General features: G+C 64.2%; 17 protein-coding genes. 7 read left to right on the top strand and 10 right to left on the bottom strand.

Annotated features, from left to right (window positions below):
- Positions 1 to 29 precede the first annotated feature (29 nt).
- Together ACN9MW_RS12540 and ACN9MW_RS12535 are read left to right on the top strand one after the other, a co-directional pair.
- On the top strand, positions 30 to 1,256 hold the full coding sequence (locus tag ACN9MW_RS12540; RefSeq protein ID WP_426171128.1) for a GGDEF domain-containing protein: 1,227 nt from the start codon (positions 30 to 32) through the stop codon (positions 1,254 to 1,256).
- On the top strand, positions 1,253 to 2,458 hold the full coding sequence (locus tag ACN9MW_RS12535) for a GGDEF domain-containing protein (RefSeq protein ID WP_426171126.1): 1,206 nt from the start codon (positions 1,253 to 1,255) through the stop codon (positions 2,456 to 2,458). The genes ACN9MW_RS12540 and ACN9MW_RS12535 overlap by 4 nt, the downstream gene beginning before the upstream one ends.
- On the opposite strand, the gene ACN9MW_RS12530 is transcribed toward ACN9MW_RS12535, so the two are convergent.
- Both ACN9MW_RS12530 and ACN9MW_RS12525 read right to left on the bottom strand, forming a co-directional pair.
- Entirely contained in the window at positions 2,459 to 2,797 is a 339-nt protein-coding gene (locus ACN9MW_RS12530; protein WP_028103924.1) for a P-II family nitrogen regulator, read from the bottom strand.
- 21 nt (positions 2,798 to 2,818) lie between these two features.
- Positions 2,819 to 4,873: an NAD(+) synthase gene (locus ACN9MW_RS12525; RefSeq protein ID WP_426171125.1), complete on the bottom strand. Its 2,055-nt coding sequence runs from the start codon at positions 4,871 to 4,873 to the stop codon at positions 2,819 to 2,821.
- 135 nt (positions 4,874 to 5,008) lie between these two features.
- Here ACN9MW_RS12525 and ACN9MW_RS12520 point away from each other — a divergent pair, with 135 nt between their 5' ends.
- On the top strand, positions 5,009 to 6,130 hold the full coding sequence (locus ACN9MW_RS12520) for a GNAT family N-acetyltransferase (RefSeq protein WP_426171122.1): 1,122 nt from the start codon (positions 5,009 to 5,011) through the stop codon (positions 6,128 to 6,130).
- Here ACN9MW_RS12520 and ACN9MW_RS12515 read toward each other — a convergent pair.
- The 6 genes from ACN9MW_RS12515 to hemC all read right to left on the bottom strand — a co-directional run bounded on the left by ACN9MW_RS12515 (position 6,127) and on the right by hemC (position 12,624).
- The gene (locus tag ACN9MW_RS12515; RefSeq protein ID WP_426171120.1) at positions 6,127 to 7,704 is read right to left on the bottom strand and encodes an FAD-dependent oxidoreductase; all 1,578 of its coding nucleotides are present in this window, start codon (positions 7,702 to 7,704) and stop codon (positions 6,127 to 6,129) included. The genes ACN9MW_RS12520 and ACN9MW_RS12515 overlap by 4 nt on opposite strands.
- Positions 7,705 to 7,781: 77 nt before the next feature.
- Complete coding sequence (gene ppa / locus ACN9MW_RS12510; protein WP_426171119.1) at positions 7,782 to 8,321, bottom strand: inorganic diphosphatase; 540 nt, start codon at positions 8,319 to 8,321, stop codon at positions 7,782 to 7,784.
- An 83-nt stretch (positions 8,322 to 8,404) separates the two neighbouring features.
- Positions 8,405 to 9,571, bottom strand: a complete 1,167-nt coding sequence (locus ACN9MW_RS12505; protein ID WP_426172184.1) for a heme biosynthesis protein HemY — start codon at positions 9,569 to 9,571, stop codon at positions 8,405 to 8,407.
- Between the two features lie 29 nt (positions 9,572 to 9,600).
- Entirely contained in the window at positions 9,601 to 10,779 is a 1,179-nt protein-coding gene (locus ACN9MW_RS12500) for a uroporphyrinogen-III C-methyltransferase (RefSeq protein ID WP_426171117.1), read from the bottom strand.
- A complete protein-coding gene (locus tag ACN9MW_RS12495; protein ID WP_426171116.1) occupies positions 10,776 to 11,540 on the bottom strand; it encodes a uroporphyrinogen-III synthase in 765 nt (254 codons plus the stop codon). Before ACN9MW_RS12495 ends, ACN9MW_RS12500 begins: the two co-directional genes overlap by 4 nt.
- 100 nt (positions 11,541 to 11,640) lie before the next feature.
- Positions 11,641 to 12,624, bottom strand: a complete 984-nt coding sequence (gene hemC / locus ACN9MW_RS12490) for a hydroxymethylbilane synthase (protein ID WP_426172183.1) — start codon at positions 12,622 to 12,624, stop codon at positions 11,641 to 11,643.
- 166 nt (positions 12,625 to 12,790) lie between these two features.
- Here hemC and ppc point away from each other — a divergent pair, with 166 nt between their 5' ends.
- Both ppc and ACN9MW_RS12480 read left to right on the top strand, forming a co-directional pair.
- Positions 12,791 to 15,613: a phosphoenolpyruvate carboxylase gene (gene ppc, locus ACN9MW_RS12485; RefSeq protein ID WP_426171113.1), complete on the top strand. Its 2,823-nt coding sequence runs from the start codon at positions 12,791 to 12,793 to the stop codon at positions 15,611 to 15,613.
- Positions 15,614 to 15,708: 95 nt separating this feature from the next.
- Positions 15,709 to 16,335, top strand: coding sequence for a head GIN domain-containing protein (locus ACN9MW_RS12480; RefSeq protein WP_426171111.1), 627 nt, complete (start codon positions 15,709 to 15,711; stop codon positions 16,333 to 16,335).
- Here the strand turns inward: ACN9MW_RS12480 and ACN9MW_RS12475 are convergent.
- Positions 16,319 to 16,990, bottom strand: coding sequence for a GNAT family N-acetyltransferase (locus tag ACN9MW_RS12475; RefSeq protein ID WP_426171109.1), 672 nt, complete (start codon positions 16,988 to 16,990; stop codon positions 16,319 to 16,321). The two genes, ACN9MW_RS12480 and ACN9MW_RS12475, sit on opposite strands and share 17 nt — an antisense overlap.
- A 10-nt stretch (positions 16,991 to 17,000) precedes the next feature.
- On the opposite strand from ACN9MW_RS12475, the gene ACN9MW_RS12470 reads away from it, so the two are divergent.
- Together ACN9MW_RS12470 and ACN9MW_RS12465 are read left to right on the top strand one after the other, a co-directional pair.
- A complete protein-coding gene (locus ACN9MW_RS12470; RefSeq protein ID WP_426171107.1) occupies positions 17,001 to 17,342 on the top strand; it encodes a zinc ribbon domain-containing protein YjdM in 342 nt (113 codons plus the stop codon).
- 72 nt (positions 17,343 to 17,414) lie between these two features.
- Positions 17,415 to 18,527 (top strand): HAF repeat-containing protein, encoded by a 1,113-nt coding sequence (locus ACN9MW_RS12465; RefSeq protein ID WP_426171105.1) that lies wholly within the window; start codon positions 17,415 to 17,417, stop codon positions 18,525 to 18,527.
- 110 nt (positions 18,528 to 18,637) lie between these two features.
- Here the strand turns inward: ACN9MW_RS12465 and rpoD are convergent, their stop codons facing one another.
- Positions 18,638 to 21,100, bottom strand: coding sequence for an RNA polymerase sigma factor RpoD (rpoD, locus tag ACN9MW_RS12460; protein WP_426171103.1), 2,463 nt, complete (start codon positions 21,098 to 21,100; stop codon positions 18,638 to 18,640).
- Positions 21,101 to 21,253: the final 153 nt, after the last annotated feature.

The following is a 21,253-nucleotide window of genomic DNA, read 5'->3' as shown; positions in this document are numbered from 1 at the left end:
CGCAACTTTCTTGATGCGCTTGCCTGTCCGTGTTTACCTTTGATGTCGCTACTGCAACGAGCCTGGTCGGCTTCCTGTCGATCCTGATTGCCTGCGCCTTCCGGGGCTTGCACGGCCGCTCCCTGGCGGGCACGCCCGGCGGCCAGTGGGCCATGTCCGCCCTGGCCGGCGGTGTCGCAGCGCTGCTTGTTGCCAATTCCGCCACACTCCCCGGCTACATTGGAACCGTCGCCGACAACGCCTTGTCCGTCGTCAGCCTGGTGTTCATTCATCGCGGCACGGCAATGCTGGTCGGCGCACGCTACAGCGACCGTTATTACGCCCTCTGCGTCGGTGCGGCCGCCGCAGCGTTCGCCTGGTTCAGTTACGGCCAGCCGAGCGTGCAGGCCCGGATCGGGCTGGTGTCTGCCTGCCGCGCCGCCTTTTACTGCGCGACCTTGCTGATGCTGGTCAGGCGGCCCGGCCTGCCGGCCGGCACCCGCTACCTGGTCGACATCCTGGCGCTGGCCACCATCTGGAGCGTGGTGCGTCTAGGCACTGCCCTCCTTTCAGGCGAGCACGTCGACAATTTTCTGGACGGCGGCTCCTCGTTTGCAGTCATGGTCTCGGTGGGCGGCATCCTGCATCTGCTGGTGAACGCCTTCCAGTTCCGGCTGGAGAGCGAAAAGATCCGCGACGAGCTTGCGGCCCACGCCGGCCGCCTGCAGGACAAGCGCAACAAACTGAAGGCCGTGGTCGCCGAACGCACCGCGGAACTGACCCGGCAAGCGACCACCGACAGCATGACCGGCATCGCCAATCGCCGTCACTTCATGGAGCGCGGCAACGACGAAATCGAACGGGCCCGCCGCTACCACCTGCCGCTCACGCTGCTGTTGCTCGATATCGACCACTTCAAGCAGATTAACGACCGCTTCGGTCATGCGGCAGGCGACAAGCTGCTGCAAGTCATTGCCCAGGCCTGCCAGTCCAATGCCCGCAACGTCGACCTGCCCGGCCGCCTCGGCGGCGAAGAATTTGCCTTGCTGATGCCTGAAACCAGCGCCATTGCGGCCCGGCTTGCGGCCGAGCGCCTGCGGCGTGCCATCAGCGCCATCCCGCCCGCGCTGTCCGGCGTGCCGCACCAGGTTACTGCCAGCTTCGGCATCACCGCACTCAAGTCGCATGATGCCTCGATGGACAGCCTGGTGGTTCGCGCCGACGCTGCCCTGTATCGCGCCAAGAACGGCGGCCGCAACCGGGTGGAGGCAGTATGAATACCCTGCACATCGGAACTTGCCAACTGACCCTCGGCATTGCCTGCCTGGCACTCGGCATCGCCTTCATCGGCCTGCACGCGGTACGCGATGGCCGTTCCGCCGGGTCCAACTGGAGCCTGGCGGCGATCTGCCAGGGCCTGGCATGGATACTGGCCGGCATGCGCGGCGACTTGCCTGTGGCGCTGACAGTGGTGCTGCCCAACGTGCTGGCCGCCGCCAACGCCATGCTGCTGCTGCGCGGCGCCGTGCGCTATATGCCTGCCCCGCCGCCATGCCTGCTCAAGCCCCAGCCTTGGCTCGCATTCCTGCTGGCGGCCGCCGTCCTTTGCGCCTCGACCGGCCATGCAAGCGACCACGCGCGCCTGGTTCTCGCGGCGGCGATACGCATTCCATTGCCGCTGGCAGCCATCGCGCTCCTTTCGCGCCATGCGCCGCGCAATGGCCGCGCCATGCTGTGCGCGCTGTTTGGCATCGACACTGCATGGCAGCTGTTTGCCGCCCTGGCCGTCCAGGGCGGAGACGTCGTTGCCGGCGAGCTGTTGCGCGGGGCCCTGGCCATCCTCGTTATCGCAGCCCAGTTCCGCATCGAGAGCGACAATGCACGCGCTTCGCTCGAGGCCCTGGCCGCAGCGCTGGAAATGGAAAGCCTGCAACTGGAAAAAACGATCGAGGACCGCAACCGTGAACTGCACGAGATCGCGACCACCGATTTCCTGACCGGCATCGCCAACCGGCGCCAGTTCATGGCGCGCACGGAAATGGAAATCGAACGCTCGCGGCGCTATGGGCACAAGCTCTCGCTGCTGATGATCGACATCGATCACTTCAAGGCAATCAACGACAGCTTTGGCCACCCCACCGGCGACCAGGCGATTATCGCCATCGGACGCCATTGCGCCACCGCCTGCAGGCGCAGCGACCTGGCGGCCCGCCTGGGCGGCGAGGAATTTGCAATCGTGCTCCCATCGACAGGAATCAGCGAAGCGCAGGTCGTGGCGGAGCGCCTGCGCACCGGCACCAGGGCGCTGCAGCTTATGCATGAGGGCCGGGCCGTGCCGCTCAAGCTGAGCATCGGCATTGCCTGCCTGGAGGCGGGAGACAGCGGGCCGGACACGCTGCTGGCGCGTGCCGACCAGGCTTTGTACGCGGCCAAGCACGCAGGCCGCGATTGCGTGCAGGTCGTTAGATCTGCGGCCTGATCAAACCGCGTCAGCGCCGGTTTCGCCGGTACGGATGCGTATCACCTGCTCGATGTTCTGCACGAAGATCTTGCCGTCGCCGATCTTGCCGGTGCGGGCCGCCTTGATGATCGCATCGACAGCGGTATCGACCACGCTGTCGTCCACCACCACTTCCACTTTCACCTTCGGCAGGAAATCGACCACGTATTCCGCGCCGCGATACAGCTCGGTGTGGCCCTTCTGGCGGCCAAAGCCTTTTACCTCGGTCACGGTCAGCCCGGTCACGTTCACTTCGGCCAGCGATTCGCGTACCTCGTCCAGCTTGAATGGCTTGATGATGGCGGTAATTTGCTTCATTGCGTTCTCCTTATAGTGGTTTTAAGCGTCAGGCACGGTCTTCAGGTTTTCCAGCCAGGCTGCAGCCTCCGAGTCGCTTGGCGCGCGCCAGTCGCCGCGCGGCGACAGCGAGCCGCCCGATCCGACTTTCGGCGCGTTCGGCACGCAGGTGCGCTTGAACTGGGAGGTCTGGAAGAAGCGCTTGAGGAAGATGCCCAGGTTGTGTTTGATGTCTTTCAATTCGTACTGGTTGCGCACCACGTGCTCGTCTTCCGGCCACAGTCCGGCATCGCGGTCGCGCCACGCGTGGTAAGCCAGGAAGGCTACCTTGGCCGGCGAAAAACCGAAGCGCAGCGTGTAGTACAGGTTGAAGTCCTGCAGCTCGTAGGGGCCGATCACGTTCTGCGTGATCTGCGCCGGTGCTTCGTCGTCGGCCTTGCCAGGCACCAGCTCCGGACTGATTTCGGTATTCACCACTGCCAGCAGCACGCTTGAATTGACGTCGCCGAACTGCTTGCTCTCGGCCACCCAGCGCACCAGGTGGGTGATCAGGGTCTTGGGCACGCTGGCATTCACGTTGTAGTGCGACATATGGTCGCCCACGCCGTAGGTGCACCAGCCCAGCGCCAGCTCGCTCAGGTCGCCGGTGCCGATCACGATGCCGTTATGGTGGTTCGCCATGCGGAACAAGTGGTTGGTGCGTTCGCCGGCCTGCACGTTCTCGAAGGTGATGTCGTATTGTTCCTTGCCCTCGCTGTACGGGTGGCCCAGGTCCTTCAGCATCTGGATGCAGCTTGGCCTGATGTCGACTTCCATCGCAGTGCAGCCGACGAACTGCATCAGCGCCCTCGCCTGGTCCAGCGTGCGGCTGCTGGTGGCAAAGCCCGGCATCGTGGCCGCGATGATACTGGTGCGCGGCAGGCCGAGGTGGTCCATGGCCTTGGCGCAGACCAGCAGCGCGTGGGTTGAATCCAGGCCGCCCGACACGCCGATCACCACCTTCCTGATGCCGGACGAGGACAGGCGCTGCACCAGCGCGCTGACCTGGATATGATAGACCTCGTTGCAACGCTTGTCGCGCAGTTGCGGGTTGGACGGCACGTAAGGGAAGCGCGCCACGTTGCGCTCCAGCGGCAGCACGCGCTGCGACGGCAGCTCGACCGGAAAGCGCGCGATGCGGAACTGCGCCACTTCGACCTTATGGCGGCGGGTCGAATGGCCGAACGTGGTGGTGCGCATGCGTTCGCGCGACAGGCGCTCCAGGTCGACGTCGGCAAAGATGATGTGCGATTCTTCGGCGAAGCGCTCGGACTCGGCCAGCATTTCGCCGTTCTCGCAAATCAGCGCCTGGCCATCCCAGGCCAGGTCGGTGGTCGACTCGCCGCGGCCTGCCGAAGAATACAGGTAAGCCGCAATGCAGCGCGCCGACTGCTGGCCGACCAGCTGGCGGCGGTAATCGGCCTTGCCGACGAGGATATTGGAAGCGGACAGGTTGACCAGCACGGTCGCTCCGGCCAATGCGGCAAAGGACGACGGCGGAATCGGGACCCAGACGTCCTCGCAGATCTCGATATGGAATTTGAACAGCGGCAGGTTTTCGAGCTCGAACAGCTGGTTGGCGCCGAAAGGCACCTGCTGGCCGAGCAGCGAGATTTCGGTGGAAATCGCCTCATCGGCCGCGCTGAACTGGCGCGCCTCGTAGAATTCGCCGTAATTCGGCAAATAGGATTTCGGCACCACGCCGCGAATCACGCCGCCCGACACCACGACCGCGCAATTGAACAGCTGATGGTCCACGCGCAGCGGCGCGCCCACGACCATCGCCGTCGGAATGCGGCTCGAAGCCTCGACCACGGAAGCCAGCGCCTGCAGAGCCCCGTCCAGCAACGCGCGCTGGTGGAACAAATCATCGCAAGAGTAGGCAGACAGGCCCAGCTCCGGGAAAGCCACGAGGACCGCGCCCTTCGCCGCCGCCTCCTCCGCCAAGGCGATTGTTTGGGCCGCATTGAACTGCGGATCGGCCACCCGGCAGCGCGGCACGCCAACCGCCACCCGGGCAAAGTCATGGTTGTACAAGTTGTGGAAGGAATGCGGCATATCTCGGCAAGGCAAAGGTGATGGCGAAGATTTTAACATTGCCCCCGCCCCAGCGTACGGCCAAGCCCGTGTCACACTTGGGGTGTGACCCCATGGTGTGACACGGGCTCGGCCGTTATTCGCTAGAATGGCCCGATGGAATACCGTACCAGCGTCCTTTCTTCCCTTGCCGATGTCGATCCAGCCGAATGGGACCGGCTGGCGGCGGGCAATCCCTTCCTGTCGCACGCCTTCCTGCATGCCCTGCATGAATCGGGCAGCGCGTGCGCTGATACGGGATGGCAGCCGCAGTTCCTGGCCGTCTGGCAGGGCGGCAGCCTGGCCGCTGCCATGCCGCTCTACGTCAAATCCCACTCCTACGGCGAGTATGTTTTTGACTGGGCCTGGGCCGACGCCTACCACCGCAACGGCATCGAGTATTACCCGAAGCTGCTCTCCGCCATCCCGTTTACGCCCGTTACCGGCCCGCGCCTGATGGCGCGCAACGCAGCGGCGCGAAGCGCCTTGTTGGCCTTCCTTTGCGAGCAACAAGGCGCCGCCGGCATGTCCTCGACCCACGTCCTCTACCCGACGGAGGAGGAAGCGGAACACTTGCGCCAGGCGGGCTTCATGCTGCGCACCGGCGTGCAGTTCCACTGGCTGAACCAGGACTACCAGCACTTCGACCAGTTCCTGGATACGCTGGAGCACAAAAAACGCAAGAACATCCGCGCCGAGCGCCGCAAGGTCAGGGAAGCCGGCATCGCCATGCGCCAGCTGCGCGGAGCCGAAACGACCGAGCAAGACTGGCGCTTCTTCCACCGCTGCTACAGCAACACCTACGCCGAGCACCGCTCCTCGCCCTATCTGAACCTGGATTTCTGGCTGCGCCTGGCCCGTACCATGCCGCAAAACCTGCTGCTGGTGCTCGCCGAGCGCGATGGCCAGCCGCTCGCATCCTCGCTGCTCGTCCACACCGGCGACACGCTGTACGGCCGCTATTGGGGCGCGATGGAACACATCCCCTGCCTGCATTTCGAAACCGCCTACTACCAGCCGCTCGAATTCTGCATCGCCAACGGCATCAGGACCTTCGAAGGCGGCGCGCAGGGCGAGCACAAGATGGCGCGCGGCTTCCTGCCGCAGAAAACCTACTCTGCCCACTGGCTGGCCCACCCCGCTTTCAGCGACGCGGTGGAGCGCTTCCTGGAGCGCGAGGCAGGCGGTATCGATGCCTACCTCGATGAACTGAACGAGCACACGCCTTTCCGGCGCTAGCGCGGCGCGCGGTGGCTGCTGCCGTGCTGGCCGGGCACAGGCTGGATGCCGGCTTCGTCATCGTCCAGTTCTTCCGCCGCCAGCGCCGTGTTGGCCGGCCCGTGCAGCACCGCCCCCTCAGCTGAAAAGCGCGAACCGTGGCAAGGGCAATCCCAGGACCTCTCGGCCGGGTTCCAGCTCACTGCACAGCCCAGGTGGGTGCAGGCGGCCGACATGGCATGCAGCCCGCCATCGTCGTCGCGATAGACCGCCAGTTTCCTGGCGCCGCGATTCAGGATGGCGCCCTGCCCCGGCGCAATTTCCACCGCCGACTCCACGTCGCCGCCGCGCAGCCAGCCGCCATACTGCGCCAGCGTATTCACCTGCTCCTGCATGAATTCCTTCATGCCGTGGAAAGGCTTGCGCGCCGGGTCATACAGTTCGGTCCAGGGATTTTCCCGCCCGGCCACAAGGTCGCGCACGATCATCGCCCCAAGCGTGCAGTTGGTCATGCCGGTGCCCGAGTCCCCACTTATCACGTACACCTGGCTGTCGTCGGCCGGATTGCGGCCCAGGAAGGGCAAGCCGTCTGCTGGCTCCATGACTTCCCCGGACCAGCGCAGGGTTACCGCGCCTGCCATCGGGAAGTGCTGCCGCGTCCATGCCTCGAGCTGCTCATGCCGGTGGCGCGGGTCGCCGTCCTGCCCGACCTTATGATCGCAGCCGCCGACAATCAGCACGTCGTGGCCCGGGCTGGCCCCGCCCGATTCCAGCCGGACGTAGTAATAGGGGTCGCCACTGTCCCATAGCAGCATGCGCGGCAAGGACCCGCGCGGCACCTCGACCCCGATCACGTAGGTACGGTAGCCATTCTGCTTGGTATGCAATACGACGCGGTTGTTGAACGGGGTGTTGGTGGCCACCACCACGGCGTTTGCCACCACGCGCCCGCTGGCCGTGTTCACGTGCAGCTTGTCGCCAACCCGGTCGATGCCGGTGGCGCGGCTGCCGCAGAAAATGCGTCCATCGCGGCGGCGGATGCAGTCGGCAAGCCCGTCCAGGTATTTCAGCGGATGAAATTGCGCCAGCCGGGCGTAACGCACGCAGCTGCCGCTTTCAAACGGCAGGCCAGGCACCTGGGGCAGCAGCTCAGCCTCCAGGCCGGCGCGCGTTGCAGCTTCGCACTCGCGCCGGATTTCATTGGGGTCGCCAGTTGCGGAGTACAGGTAGCCGTCGAGCCGCTCGAATTCGCAGTCCAGTCCTTCGCTGCCCACGATGGACGCCACCTGTTCGATGGCCGCCATCTGGCCTGCGGCAACCAGCCTCGCGTTGACTGAGCCGAAATTTTGCTCGATGCAGTAGTACCACTCGTCCGGCGGCATCAGGTGGGCGGTGGTGCGGCCGGTTTCGCCGCTGCCGAGCTGCCGCGCTTCCAGCAGCACCACCCGCCGCCCTTCCAGCGTCAACAGGTAGGCGGTGGTGAGGCCGGCAATGCCGCCTCCAATGATGCAGGCATCGGCCTGCAGTTCGCCGCTCAGTTCCGGCATCGCGGCGACGGGGGCGGTCTTCGCCCAGATCGACAATGATCCTTCCATGTTGCGTCCTCCCTGCAAGGGTGCACGCAACGACTATACAAAAAAAGCGCCCCGCGGGGCGCTTTCTTCGATCAGGCTTATTTGCCTTCCTGCTTGGCGGCTTGTGCAACGCCGTGCATGATTTCCTTCTTGGCTTCTTCAGGACCGTACCAGCCCTCAACCTTGACCCACTTACCTGGCTCCAGGTCTTTGTAGTGCTCGAAGAAGTGCTGGATCTGCTGCAGGCGCAGGTCCTGCAGGTCTTCAGGCTTCTGCCAGTGCTTGTAGATCGGCAGGATCTTATCGACCGGAACGGCCAGCACTTTCGCATCTTCGCCGGATTCGTCGGTCATCTTCAGCACGCCGATAGCGCGGCAACGTACCACCACGCCAGGGATCAGCGGGAACGGGGTGATCACCAGCACGTCGACCGGGTCGCCGTCGTTGGACAGGGTGTTAGGGATGTAGCCGTAGTTGCACGGATAGTGCATGGCGGTGCCCATGAAACGGTCGACGAAGATGGCGCCGGATTCCTTGTCCACTTCGTACTTGATCGGATCCGCGTTCATCGGGATCTCGATAATCACGTTGAAATCGTTCGGCAGGTCTTTGCCGGCCGGTACTTTGTTCAGGCTCATGTTTTCCTCGGATTAATGCATTTTTGGACAGTCTAACCTTGCAATTATAGCGAACTGCGCGCCGCTTGTGCGGCGCAGCAGTCTCACAAAATAGTTGCCAAGGCGCACTGGCGATAGTGGTTCGCCGCCTCTTCGGGCTGGGACAGCGCTTCGTGCAACTGCGCCAGCTTGAGGTGGGACTCGCGTACCATGCGCGATTCGGAGGCATCGGACAGGGCCTGCTCCAGATAGCGCTGGGCCTTACCCCACAGTTTCTGCTTCAGGCACAGGGAGCCGAGGGTCAGCGCCAGCTCGGCATCGTTGGGGCGCTCGCGCACCCAGCCTTCGCAGTGCTCGATCTGCACCAGCAGCGCAGCGGAACCGACCGGCGCCGCGGCGTCGCGGTAGGCGCGCAGCACGCGCTCGTCCCAGTTGGCGGCCAGCGATTCTTCGCACACCACGCGCGCTTCGTCGTGCAGGCCGCGCGCATTCAGGGCGGTGGCTGCGCGGCAGGCGACGTAGGGCTTCAAGCGATCGGCGTTCGGGATGGTGCTCCAGACACGCTGCAGCGATTCCGCATCGTGCGAGTTATCGGACAGCAGGTCGTCATATGCCAGTTCGCGCAGGCGCGCCGACAGGGCCGGATGCAGGGCCTTGTGCTTGTCCAGCAGGCGCACCAGGCGCAGCACTTCGGGCCAGTTCTTGGCCTGCTGCTCGGCCTTCAGCGACCATTGCAGGGCATGGATATGGCGGGTGCCGCTGGCATTCAGTTCGCGCACGGCTTCCAGCGCCGCTTCCGGCTGGTGGTCGTCGACCAGCAGTTCGGTCACGGTCATCAGGCGCGCGGTTTTCATGCCGTTGTCGCTGGCGATGCGGGCCAGCCACTGGTCGCGGCGGGCTTGCTGGCGCATGCGGTGCGCGGCGCGGGCGCCGATCAGGGCAGCCACGCCGGCGTTTTCCGGCAATTCAGCAGCGCGCAGCGCGGCCTTTTCGGCATGGCCGAAGCGGCCTTCGAACAGGGCTTTCAGTGCGTCGCGCAGGCCCTTGTTGCCGTCGCGTTCACGCTTGTTCTGGCGGTAGGCAGCCACCTTGCGCGGCATGTCGACGGTGGCGTTGAAGGCGCGCACCAGGAAATGCACCAGCAGGAAAGCTGCAACCAGCAGCACCATGAAGAAGTTGAGCGACAGGTCCACGCGGTACGGCGGGTAGAACAGCACCACATTGCCGGGATTGAAGCGCGCCGTCACGGCGATACCGATGGCCGCAGCCATCATTACAACGAGCCAGATAAAGAGACGCATTATGGCTTCGCCTTGTAGTTGCGCACCGCGTTCAGGCTATCGGCCAGCGTCGGCATTTCGATCTGCAGGTTGCTGCCCTGCAGTTGGCGCAGGAGCTGCTGCGCAGTCTTGGTCTGGGCGGTCTTGGTGTCGAAGTAGCGCGCCAGCACTTCTTGCGCGGCCAGCAGGTCGGCGCGGAAGGCGGCTTCGTTACGGGACAGCAGGGCCATGCGCGCGTTCAACAGGCGCAGTTTCAGGTTCTCGCGCAGGAAATAGGCTTCTTCCGGCGCCAGCATGATGGCGTCCGGTGTTTCGACGCGGCGCACGCGGATCAGGGTCGACACTTCCGACCACATGTCGCTGCTCCAGTCCTGCCACACGGTCTTCAGGCGGTTGCCCCAGCTATCTTCATCTTCTGCCGGTGCGGAAGCAGCTTCCTTGCCGGCTGCGCCCTTCCCTTTGGCCTTGGCCGGCGCTGGGGTGTGCGGCTTGCGCTCCGCAGGCGCCGGCGGCGTTGGCTTGGCGTCCGACAGCATCGGCAGGCCGTCGACCTGGGCGATGACGTTATCCAGGCGCACGGCCAGGCCGACGTTATCGACGTTCGGCAGCGCCTTCAGGCGTTCAATGTCCTTGGCGATGGCGCGGCGGATGGTGATGAATTGCGGCTTGTCGGAACGGGACAGGCTGCGGTCGGCGTTCTGCAGCGCGATCAGCGCGCCTGGCACGTTGCCGGCCAATTGCAGCTGCTGGCTGGCAGTGGACAGCACTTGCTCGATTTCAGCCAGCGCCCACTCGTCGCGGTTTTTCGACATGTCCTGGTAAAGCTGTTCCAGCGCGAGCTGCTGCGCCTGCGCTTCCTGCTGGCGGTTTTCCAGCACACCTACCTTGAGCTGGATTTCCTTGGTCGTCTCCTGGACGTTTTTCGCCAGCTGGCTGGTCTGGCCATTCAGCGAGTCGCCCTGCTGCAGGCGGCGCGCCATCTCTTCACGCAGGCGGAACACCTGGTTCTTCGAGTAGAAGGCTTGCGCTGCCAGCAGGATACCGAGCACCACTACGGCAATGGTCAGCGGCTGGCGCAAGGCATCGCGCTCCTGTGCCGGCGGGGTCGCGGGCGCAGCCTGGGCGGTGTTGGGAGTGTCGACGGCCGGCGCAGTTGGCGTCGTTGGCAAGTTGTCAGTTTGGTTAGGCAAATCGTTCATGGACGTGATTGTAACGCGGCGAGTACCCGTTCGTCGCCTGATCCTGTGAGAGTCACATTCGGGAAGCCCAAATCTCTTGCCGTTTCGGCAATGCGGGGATGGGGGACGATCAGGCGATGATGTTGCAAAGATGCAACGATTGTCAACTTGTTTAATTCCTTTAGCAGCCCGACAAGGCCGCGCAAGGCTTCGGAACTGGTGATGATCCAGTCGGCTGGCGTGGCGGCCAGTTCTGTCAATCGCCCGGCCAGTGCTGGCGTCAGCTGCGGCACGGCGCGCCTGTAGGCCGGCAGCACGGTGACCTCGGCGCCGGCTGCGCGGAAGGAATCGGCCATCAGTTCGCGGCCGGATTCGCCGCGCACGATCAGGACCCTGGCGCCGCGCAGGGCTGGCAGGTCGAGGGCTTGCAGCAGGTGCTCGGTGTCGCTGTGGGCTGGGTCGGCGGGGCTGGAGATCTGGCTGGCGGGGACACCTTGGGCGATCAGCGCCAGGCGGCTGGCCTCGCCCACTACTGCGGCTTGCAGGCCTGGCGGCCATGCGGGGATGTGGGCGAAGGCCGCGTCAATGGCGTTCGGGGACACGAAGGTCACCAGCTGGTAGCTCGCCAGGCTGGCCAGGGCGTCCTGCAATGGCGTTTGGTCTGGCAGCGGGCTGATTTCCAGCAGCGGCAGCACTTCGACCTCGCGGCCGAGGGCGCGGATGCGGCTGGCCAGGGGCTCGGCCTGGGCTATCGGGCGGGTGAGTATGACTGGGCGTGGCATTTAAACCCGGTAAATCTGGGTCAGACGGGACGGCCATCCGGCAAGGGGCTGTCCCTGGTTTGCTGGGCTCGCGGGATCGGCGGACATCCGGGCGGCGCTTTTATACCGATGGGGCGGCGTTGGGGTTCATGGCGTCGGCTTGCTCGGCGGCGCAGACGGCGAGGATGGCTTCGGCGTCCTGTGCGCGCAGTTGTTCCGCAACCTGGGCGCCAAGCGATTCGGCATCGGCGGCGGCGCCATTGATCTCGGCGCGGGCGACGCGGGTGCCGTCGGGCGTAGCGACCATGGCGCGCAGGTGCATCTGGCCGCCGTCAACGGTGGCGAAGGCTGCCAACGGTACTTGGCAGGAGCCGCCGAACACTTTCGACACCTTGCGTTCCGCCGTCACGGCCTGCGCGGTCGGCAGGTCGTTCAGCGGCGCCAGGATGGCTTTCAGGTCCAGGCCATCGTTACGCTCGGCGATTTCGATTGCCATCGCGCCCTGCCCTGCGGCCGGCAGCGAATCTTCCGGCGCCAGCAGCGATTTGATGCGCTGCGGCAGGCCGAGGCGTTTCAGGCCGGCGGCGGCCAGGATGATGGCCGCGTAATCGCCGCGATCGAGCTTGCCCAGGCGGGTATCCAGGTTGCCGCGCAAAGGCTTGATCACCAGGTGCGGGTAACGCGCCGAAATCAGGGCCTGGCGGCGCAGGCTGCTGGTGCCGACAATGGCGCCGGCAGGCAGTTCGGCCAGCGAGGAATAGTCGTTCGAAACGAAGGCGTCGCGCGGATCTTCGCGCTCCAGCACCGCCGCCAGCGCGAAGCCTTCCGGCAGTTCCATCGGCACATCCTTCAGCGAATGGACGGCCAGGTCGGCACGGCCTTCTTCCATCGCCACTTCCAGCTCCTTCACGAACAGCCCCTTGCCGCCCACCTTGGACAGGGCGCGATCGAGGATCTGGTCGCCGCGGGTTGTCATGCCCAGGATCTCAATGCTGCACTGCGGATATAATTGAGACAAGCGAGCGCGGACGTGTTCGGCCTGCCACATGGCAAGGCGGCTCTCGCGCGAAGCGATCACCAATTTGGAAGGGAGCTGTTGGGCCATTTCAGGAGTATTCAAGACCAGTTCTTTCGCTGTTGCTAGCGCCAAACCGGCGTTCACCAGTTTATTGCGCATGATTGGGACCACAAATTCTAGCATGCGCGCCCCTATGCAGAGAGCGGGCCACAAGCCTATTGCACGACCATTCTTATCTTTTGACTGATTAACTATGGCAAATCAAGTAAGTGCAACAGACGAAGCAAACCAGAGCGCCGATAAAGACGCGCCATTGAAAGAAGACATCCGCCTGCTGGGCCGCCTGTTGGGCGACGTCCTGCGGGAACAGGAGGGAGAGGAAGTATTCGCCGTCGTAGAAACCATTCGCCAGACCGCTGTCCGCTTCCGCCGTGAAGCCGACGCCGGCGCCGCCAAGGAACTGGACGGCATGCTGAAGATCCTGACACGCGAACAGACCATCACGGTGGTGCGCGCCTTCTCCTACTTCTCCCACCTTGCCAATATTGCGGAAGACCAGCACCACATCCGCCGCCGCCGCGCCCACTTGCTGGCCGGCTCGGCGCCGCAAAAAGGCAGCATCAGCTTTGCTCTCGACAAGCTGAAAGAATCCGGCGTCGAACTGGACACCGTCACCAGCTTCTTCAAGGAAGCCCTGATCAGCCCCGTCCTGACCGCCCACCCGACCGAGGTGCAGCGCAAGTCCATCCTGGACGCGGAACACGATATCGCCCGCCTGCTGGCCCAGCGCGACCTGCCGCTGACGCCGAAGGAGCGCACCGCCAACCTGCACATGCTGCGCGCCCGTATCGCGACGCTGTGGCAGACCCGCATGCTGCGCTACTCCAAGCTGACCGTGGCCGATGAAATCGACAACGCCCTGTCCTACTACCGCATTACCTTCCTGCGCGAACTGCCGGCCCTGTACGACGACATCGAATCCGAGATCGCCGAGCATTACGGCCAGGCCGCGCCGGCCGCCATCGACGGTTCCTACGTCCAGATGGGCAGCTGGATCGGCGGTGACCGCGACGGCAACCCGAACGTCAACGCCGGCACCATGCAGCATGCGCTGGAGCGCCAGGCCACCACCATCCTCGACTTCTACCTCGACGAAACCCACGCGCTGGGCGCCGAGCTGTCGGTGTCGACCCTGATGATCGGCTGCTCGCCCGCACTGCAGGCCCTGTCGGACGCCTCCACCGACACATCCGACCACCGCAGCGACGAGCCTTATCGCCGCGCCCTGATCGGCATGTACGCCCGCCTGGCAGCGACCGCCCGCGCACTGGGCGCGACCAATATCCTGCGCAAGGAAGTCGGCCACGCCGCCCCCTACCCGTGTCCGGCCGACTTCTCGGCCGACCTGCAGGTGCTGATCGAGTCGCTGGACGCCAACCACGGTTCCGTGCTGGCCCGGCCGCGCCTGACCACCCTGAAACGCGCCGCCGACATCTTCGGCTTCCACCTGGCGTCGCTGGACATGCGCCAGTCGTCCGACATCCACGAACGCGTGCTGGCGGAGCTGTTCGCCAAGGCCGGCATGCAGGCCGACTACCCGTCGCTGGATGAAGATGCCAAGGTCAAGCTGCTGCTGGCGGAGTTAGCGCAACCACGGCTGCTGTATTCGCCTTACATCGAGTATTCGGACGAGACCAGCTCCGAGCTGACCATCCTGCGCACCGCGCGCGACATCCGCCAGCGCTACGGCAAGCGCGCCATCCGCAACTACATCATCTCGCACACCGAGACCGTGTCCGACCTGCTGGAAGTGTTCGTGCTGCAGCAGGAGACCGGCCTGCTGCGCCAGGGCGCCGACGGCGAACGCACCTCGGACCTGATGGTGATCCCGCTGTTCGAAACCATCCCCGACCTGCAGCGCGCCGCCGGCATCATGGAAGCGCTGATGGCCGTGCCGATGGTGCAAAAGCTGATCGCCAAGCAGGGCCAGATCCAGGAAGTCATGCTGGGCTACTCCGACTCCAACAAGGACGGCGGCTTCATGACCTCCAACTGGGAGCTGTACAAGGCGGAACTGGCGCTGGTGGAAATCTTCGCCAAGGCCGGCGTCAAGCTGCGCCTGTTCCATGGCCGCGGCGGCACTGTCGGCCGCGGCGGCGGTCCAAGCTACGAGGCCATCCTGGCGCAGCCCAAAGGCACCGTCAACGGCCAGTTGCGCCTGACCGAACAGGGCGAGATCATCGCCTCCAAGTTCTCCAACGCCGAAATCGGCCGCCGCAACCTGGAACTGCTGGTGTGCTCGACCCTGGAAGCGAGCCTGATGCCGCCGCCGGCCGACGCCTGCCACGGCCCGCGCCTGGCCGGGTTCGAGACCGCGATGGCGGAAATCTCGGAGCTGGCCTACAAGGCTTACCGCAACCTGGTGTACGAAACCCCGGGCTTCACCGACTACTTCTTCTCAGCCACCCCGATTGCGGAAATCGCGGAACTGAACCTCGGTTCGCGACCGGCTTCCCGCAAATCGACGCGCCGCATCGAAGACTTGCGCGCCATCCCGTGGGGCTTCAGCTGGGGCCAGTGCCGCCTGCTGCTGCCGGGCTGGTACGGTTTCGGCTCCGCCATCGGCGCCTGGATCGCCGCCGGCAACGCGGAACAACGCAAGGCGCAACTGCGCGACATGTTCCAGCACTGGCCGTTCTTCGCCACCCTGCTGTCGAACATGGACATGGTGCTGGCCAAGACCGACCTGGCAATCGCCTCGCGCTACGCCGAGCTGGTGGCGGACAAGGAGCTGCGTGAACGCATCTTCAAGCGCATCACCGAGGAATACCACCAGACCCTCGACTGCCTGGAGTCGATCACCGGCACCCGCGACCGCCTGGCAGGCAACCCGCTGCTGGCGCGTTCCATCACCAACCGCTTCCCTTACCTCGATCCGCTGAACCACCTGCAGGTGGAGCTGATCAAGCGCCGCCGCGCGCTGGGTAATGAAGAGGACAGGGCCGATCCGCGCGTCAACCGCGGCATCCACCTGTCCATCAACGGCGTCGCCGCCGGCCTGCGCAACACAGGCTAAGCCGCAATAGCAATCGGGCCCGGGGAAATCCGGGCCCGCTTAGCAAAAAAGCCACAACTGAGTCATAATCATGCGCTCTGATATGAGGAGAACGTATGTTCCGTTTGACGCTGTTGGCTGCACTGCTTTTACCCTCCCTCGCCCTGGCCGACGACCAGGTCCGCAAGTTCGACGCCTTCTACGGCATCAATGTCAAAGGCCCGATCAGCGTCTACGTTGACGTCGGCAAGGAACAGTCGGTCAAGATCAGCGGCCGCAAGGAATACATCGACAAGGTCAGCATCGTCGTGGAAGGCGGCGTGCTGCGCGTCGTCTACGAAAATACCAACAAGGCCCCGGTCGACGTCAAAGAAGGCGACAAGATCACCGTCACCGTGCCGGCGCTGACCAGCTATCGCGTGCTGGGCGCCGGCGAATCGCGCGTCACCAACATCAACGGCGAACGGATCGACATCAGCTTCGAAGGCGCCGGCGCGCTCTACGCCAGCGGCAAGGTCAAGCTGCTGCGCATGAAAGGCCAGGGGGTTGGCCAGGCCAACCTCAAGGACCTGAAAGCCGAACGCGCCGACGTGAACTTCACCGGCATGGGAGACATCAGCCTCTACGCCAGCGACACCCTGAACCTGATTGTGGAAGGCATGGGCAACTTCACCTATTACGGCAACCCGAAACACATCAACAAGTCGGCCAAGGGCATCGGCAACGTCAGTCCGGGCAAATAAGCCGTGCGTGCGCCAGCTCGCGGGTTGGCACGTATCCCATTGAGCGGTACAAGGCCTGGGCGCGGGCATTGGCCGCTCCCACGTGCAGCATGGGGCGCACGCCCTGCTGCTGCATGCCGTGCATGATGAATTCCACCAGCTTGCGCGCGTAGCCGCGCCCCGTGAATTCAGGGTGGGTGCAGACGGCGCTCACTTCGCGCAGGTGGCCAAGGTCCATGCGCTCGCCGCTGAGCGCCACCAGCCGGCCGCCATCGTCGTGGATGCCGGCGTACCTGCCCATTTCGCCGGTGCGCGGCCGGAAGTAGCCAGGGAAGGCGAGATTGGTCAGCTCCACCATCGCGGGATCGTCTGCCGCCAACACGCGGATCGCCCCGGCATCCGGTGCCGCGACCGGCCCGCCTTGGTACACCATTTGCAGCACGCCCGATAGCGGCTGCAGCGACCAGCCCCGCGGCAGTTCCGGCATGGCGCCGAGGAAGTAGTAGCCGGCGCCCACGCCTTCCAGGTCGGCCGCAGGCAAGGCCACGCCGGCCTCGGGCACCGCCATGAACGGCGCCACCTCGGCCGGATAGCGGCGGGCCACGCCTGCCGGAATGCTAAAATGTTGCTGTGCGCCATACAGCGCAGCCCAGATCGGGTTTTCCAATTCCTGCATGTGAGTTCCAATGTCCAATTTCCCAGCCTGCCCAAAATGCCAGTCCGAGTATACCTACGAAGACGGCGATAACTATGTTTGCCCTGAATGCGCCCACGAGTGGCCAATGCAGGCCGCCGAAGCAGCCGGCGAATCCGCACGTGTCTACAAGGATGCCGCCGGCAATCTCCTGCAAGATGGCGACACTGTCACTGTCATCAAGGACCTGAAGCCAAAAGGCTCCGGCGGCGTGATCAAGCAAGGCACCAAGGTAAAGAACATCCGCCTGGTCGACAGCGACCACGATATCGACTGCAAGATCGACGGCTTCGGCGCCATGAGCCTGAAATCGGAGTTCGTTCGCAAAGTGTGACAATTTGCGAATATTTATTCGCAAGATTCCCGTATAGTCTCCGGAATAATTCCCATTCACCGGAGACTGCCTATGAAGCCTGCCACGCTTGCCCTGGCCATTGCACTGGCCCTGCCCTTCACCACTACCCACGCCGCCGGCCCGATGGGGGAACGAAAAGCAGAGTCCAGCACCATGACAGGCATTAACGCAGCAGGCGAATGGGTTGGCGAAATCAAGGACGAAGACGGCCGCCGCCGCGCAGTGCTGATGTCGCAAGGCCGTCATATCGAGATCGGCACCCTCGGCGGCACCGACAGCACCGCCAACGCCATCAACAACCAGGGCGTGGTCACCGGCGGCGCCCTGACCGCCAACAATGCCTGGCATGCCTTCCGCTACGAGGAGTCGCTGGGCATGCGCGACCTCGGCACCTTGGGCGGCAGCAGCAGCGTCGGCACCGCACTCAATGAATCCGGCCACATCGTCGGCTACGCCGACACCGCCGACGGCAACTACCACGCCTTTGTCGATTCCGGCATTGCCATGCTGGACCTGGGCACCTTCGGAGGCAAGAACAGCTACGCCACCGGCATCAACATCAATGGCTATGTGGTCGGCGCCGCGCAGCTGCCGAACGGCTACCGCCGCGCCTTCCTGTACAAGCCGGGCAGCGGCATGATCGAGCTGCCGACGCTGGGCGGCCGCGTCAGCGTGGCAACCGGCGTCAACGACCACGGCGTGGTGGTCGGCGCCTCCGAAATGGAGGATCGCAACTGGCACGCCTTCATGTACGAAAACGGCCGCATGATCGACCTGGGCGCGATGATCGCGCACGGCTCCAGCTTCGCCAACGGCATCAACAACCACGGCGACATCGTCGGCACCGTGCGCATGAAAGACCACGACGCGCCGCATACCTTCATCTACAAGGGCGGCCGGATGCAGGTGCGCTCCGGTTATGAGAGCCTGTACCTGACGCGCGACATCACGGAAGACGGCACGGTGATTGGCTCCAGCTACACCGGCCACGTGCTGAAGTCCGGCGCGGTGGATTCGGCCCGCCCCGACCATGGCCTGAAGCCGGTCGACTGGCTCACGCTCGGCTTCCTGGCCATTATCGCCGCAATAGCAGGCTTCAAGGTCCGCGAACACCTCCGCAAAGGCTTTGATTTCGGCAAACGCCTGATGCTTTCTATCGCATAGAACTTGCTTGAGGAGGGAGCAGCGGCTCCCATCCTCGCTTAATCGCAGTTGTTCAGGCAATCGGCGACGCGCAAGGCAAAAAAAAACGGAGGCCGAGGCCTCCGTCTTCATTACTTCTCCGTCAGGAACGTTTTCAGCTTGTCCGAACGCGAAGGCTGGCGCAGCTTGCTCATCGCCTTGGCTTCGATCTGGCGGATACGTTCGCGGGTCACGTCGAACTGCTTGCCCACTTCTTCCAGCGTGTGGTCGTTGGACATCTCGACACCGTAGCGCATGCGCAGCACCTTGGCTTCGCGCGGGGTCAGGGAATCCAGCACTTCCTTGATCACGTTGCGCATCGATGCGTGCAGCGCGGCGTCCAGCGGCGCCAGCGTGGTGTTGTCTTCGATGAAGTCGCCCAGCTGGGAATCGCCGTCCTCGCCCATCGGGGTTTCCATGGAAATCGGCTCCTTGGCGATCTTCATGATCTCGCGCACCTTGGACTCCGGCATTTCCATCTTCAGCGCCAGGGTTGCCATATCCGGCTCGGAACCGGTTTCCTGCATGATCTGGCGCGAGATGCGGTTCATCTTGTTGATGGTCTCGATCATGTGCACCGGCACGCGGATGGTGCGGGCCATGTCCGCAATCGAACGCGTGATCGCCTGGCGGATCCACCAGGTAGCGTAGGTCGAGAACTTGTAGCCGCGGCGGTATTCGAACTTGTCGACCGCCTTCAGCAGGCCGATATTGCCCTCCTGGATCAGGTCCAGGAACTGCAGGCCGCGGTTGATGTACTTCTTCGCGATCGAGATCACCAGGCGCAGGTTGGCTACGGTCATTTCGCGCTTGGCGGTGCGCGCACGCTTTTCGCCGGCAGCCATCTGCTTGTTGATCTTGCGCAGGTCGGCCAGCGGCAGCGCCACGCGCTCCTGCAGGTCGATCATCTTGTTCTGCAGTTCCTTGATGGCGGGAACGTTACGGCCCAGCACCGCGCTGTATGGATACCCTGCCGCCACTTCGCCGTCCACCCAATCCAGGTTGGTTTCATTGCCCGGGAAGACCTTGATGAAGTGAGCGCGCGGCATGCCGCAGCGGTTCACGCACAGTTCCAGCACGGCGCGCTCGATCGAACGCACCTGCTCCATCTGGCCGCGCAGTGTGTCGCACAGCTTTTCCACCACTTTCGCGGTGAAGCGGATGCCCAGCAGCTCGTTGGAGATGATGTCCTGCGCTTTCACGTAGGCGGCATTGCCGTAGGCGGCCTTGCGCATCTTGTCGTACTGGCTCGAGATCAGGGCGAACTTGGCCAGCGCGTCATCCTTCAGCTGCGCCAGTTGTTCGGTCGAGTAGCCGGCAGCGCCGCCGTTGACGTCGCCGTCTTCTTCCTCGTCGTCCAGCTCTTCCTCTTCCTCGTCTTCGTCAGCCGCGGCAACGACCTTGGCGGGCGCAGGAACCGGCGCGTCTTCGTTCAAGTCGACAAAGCCGTCCACCACGTCGTCCACCTTCATCTCGTCCTTCGCGATCTTCTCCGCCAGCAGCAGGATCTCGTCGATGGTGGTCGGGCAGGCGGAAATCGCCTGGATCATGTCGCGCAAGCCGCCTTCGATACGCTTGGCGATCTCGATCTCGCCCTCGCGGGTCAGCAGCGCCACGGCGCCCATTTCACGCATGTACATGCGGACCGGATCGGTGGTGCGGCCGAAATCGGAATCGACGGTCGACAGCGCGGTGGCAGCTGCGGCTTCCACTTCATCGTCGCTGGCGGCGGTCGGCACGTTATCGGACAGCAGCAGTGCTTCCGCATCCGGCGCGCGCTCGTACACGGCGATGCCCATGTCGTTGAAAGTCGCGATGATGCCTTCGATCGCTTCCGGATCGACGATGTTTTCCGGCAGGTGGTCGTTGATTTCGGCGTAAGTCAGGTAGCCGCGGTCCTTGCCCAGGTTGATCAGGTTCTTGAACTGGGTGCGGCGCTTTTCCAGCTCCTCCGCGTTGGCGCCGTCGGCCATGCCGAAGGCGTCGATGCCCTTGGCCTTGCGCTCGCGCGCCTTGGACGCTGCCTTCAGTTCGGCGCGTTCCACGGCGTTCAGTGCCGCCACTTCATCGTTTTCCGGGGTGAATTCGCTTGGCTTGCGGCCGCGACGGCCCGGCACCTTCACTTGCGGCAGCAGGTAGCCGGAAGTGTCGATCGATGCCAGCACGGCTGCGTCGCGCACTTCAGTCACGGCAGCCGGGCCGCTCGTCACGATCACGGGCGCAGGTTCGGCGGCCTTGGGCTTGCGGCCGCGCTTTGCAGGCGCCGCCGGCGCTTCTTCAGCGACGACAGCCAGCGACACCGGCTTGGCAGCAGCGGTCTTGCGGGCGCGGGTCTTGACGACCGCTTCGTCGGCCACGGCTTCCGCCGGCGCTTCCACTGGCGGCACGGCAGCCAGGCGGCGCGATTTCTTGACTACGGTGACTTTTCCTGCTTCCTCTTGAGCGTTGTCGATCACATACGAAAGGCTGGTCTTTGGCACAGCCAACGGAGCGCTGGTAGTGGAGGAGCCAGTGGACTTCTTGGCGGACAACGTCAGGGTCTTAGGTTTCGTCATTCAATATCTCTCTCAGCACACCCGAAGGTGCACTTATCGAAGGCTCGCGATGGCCCGGTTTCAGGGATAATCGGGAAAAGAAAAAGCCCGCATGACCGGGCTCGATTCCGATGATTCAGTGATTAGAGAGGGCACATGCCCTGGAACTGGACT

It is taken from the genome of Pseudoduganella sp. R-34 (assembly GCF_049904655.1).
Taxonomy (GTDB): domain Bacteria; phylum Pseudomonadota; class Gammaproteobacteria; order Burkholderiales; family Burkholderiaceae_D; genus Rugamonas.
This window is presented reverse-complemented; position numbering and strand designations above follow the sequence as displayed.

Bases quoted from the DNA above. Each gene is read 5' to 3' on its own strand.
- ACN9MW_RS12465 (WP_426171105.1), top strand. From the start codon at position 17,415: ATGAAGCCTGCCACGCTTGCCCTGGCCATTGCACTGGCCCTGCCCTTC.
- ACN9MW_RS12470 (WP_426171107.1), top strand. From the start codon at position 17,001: ATGTCCAATTTCCCAGCCTGCCCAAAATGCCAGTCCGAGTATACCTAC.
- ACN9MW_RS12475 (WP_426171109.1), bottom strand. From the start codon at position 16,990: ATGCAGGAATTGGAAAACCCGATCTGGGCTGCGCTGTATGGCGCACAG.
- hemC (WP_426172183.1), bottom strand. From the start codon at position 12,624: ATGGCCCAACAGCTCCCTTCCAAATTGGTGATCGCTTCGCGCGAGAGC.
- ACN9MW_RS12525 (WP_426171125.1), bottom strand. From the start codon at position 4,873: ATGCCGCATTCCTTCCACAACTTGTACAACCATGACTTTGCCCGGGTG.
- ACN9MW_RS12480 (WP_426171111.1), top strand. From the start codon at position 15,709: ATGTTCCGTTTGACGCTGTTGGCTGCACTGCTTTTACCCTCCCTCGCC.
- rpoD (WP_426171103.1), bottom strand. From the start codon at position 21,100: ATGACGAAACCTAAGACCCTGACGTTGTCCGCCAAGAAGTCCACTGGC.
- ACN9MW_RS12530 (WP_028103924.1), bottom strand. From the start codon at position 2,797: ATGAAGCAAATTACCGCCATCATCAAGCCATTCAAGCTGGACGAGGTA.
- ACN9MW_RS12515 (WP_426171120.1), bottom strand. From the start codon at position 7,704: ATGGAAGGATCATTGTCGATCTGGGCGAAGACCGCCCCCGTCGCCGCG.
- ACN9MW_RS12535 (WP_426171126.1), top strand. From the start codon at position 1,253: ATGAATACCCTGCACATCGGAACTTGCCAACTGACCCTCGGCATTGCC.
- ppa (WP_426171119.1), bottom strand. From the start codon at position 8,321: ATGAGCCTGAACAAAGTACCGGCCGGCAAAGACCTGCCGAACGATTTC.
- ACN9MW_RS12520 (WP_426171122.1), top strand. From the start codon at position 5,009: ATGGAATACCGTACCAGCGTCCTTTCTTCCCTTGCCGATGTCGATCCA.
- ppc (WP_426171113.1), top strand. From the start codon at position 12,791: ATGGCAAATCAAGTAAGTGCAACAGACGAAGCAAACCAGAGCGCCGAT.
- ACN9MW_RS12505 (WP_426172184.1), bottom strand. From the start codon at position 9,571: ATGGCTGCGGCCATCGGTATCGCCGTGACGGCGCGCTTCAATCCCGGC.
- ACN9MW_RS12500 (WP_426171117.1), bottom strand. From the start codon at position 10,779: ATGAACGATTTGCCTAACCAAACTGACAACTTGCCAACGACGCCAACT.
- ACN9MW_RS12495 (WP_426171116.1), bottom strand. From the start codon at position 11,540: ATGCCACGCCCAGTCATACTCACCCGCCCGATAGCCCAGGCCGAGCCC.